Below are 414 nucleotides of genomic sequence, written 5' to 3'. Positions count from 1 at the left end.
GGACAGGTGTACTGGGCTTGAGGGAGCCGAAATTGCAGATCAGGACTATCGCCAACTCGATACTGCCGGCACGAGACCTTCCAGCTCAAGGGCCAGCCGCTTCGTCGGCACCGTCGGCGGAATCCAGGCGTATCAGCGACAATGTCACCGCTGCCCGCAACACCGCCATGTCGGCGCTGACCAACGACCGCTTCCGCATCATGCTGGAGCAGATAACCGATCCGGTTTCATCCGGCGCGCTGATGACGATGAGCGGCGACAATGTGGTCGACTTCAAGTCGGCGCAGTCGAGCTACGCCGACAACAGCGAATAATCGAAGACTGATAAGGTCAGGCGCGGCTGCGGCGGCGCTCGCGGCGGGCTTCACTGGTCTCGGCGGTGTTTTCCGTCGCCACCTTGTTGCGCATCGGACC

At 62.1% G+C, this 414-nt stretch carries 1 protein-coding gene; it reads left to right on the top strand.

Features of this window, described 5'->3' with window-relative positions; genetic code table 11:
* Positions 1-314 (top strand): hypothetical protein (locus EN935_RS41335; protein ID WP_245489205.1); only part of this gene is annotated, 314 nt, incomplete at its 5' end.
* Between the last annotated feature and the right edge of the window lie 100 nt (positions 315-414).

It is taken from the genome of Mesorhizobium sp. M7D.F.Ca.US.004.03.1.1, from assembly GCF_003998635.1.
Taxonomy (GTDB): domain Bacteria; phylum Pseudomonadota; class Alphaproteobacteria; order Rhizobiales; family Rhizobiaceae; genus Mesorhizobium; species Mesorhizobium loti.
This window is presented reverse-complemented; position numbering and strand designations above follow the sequence as displayed.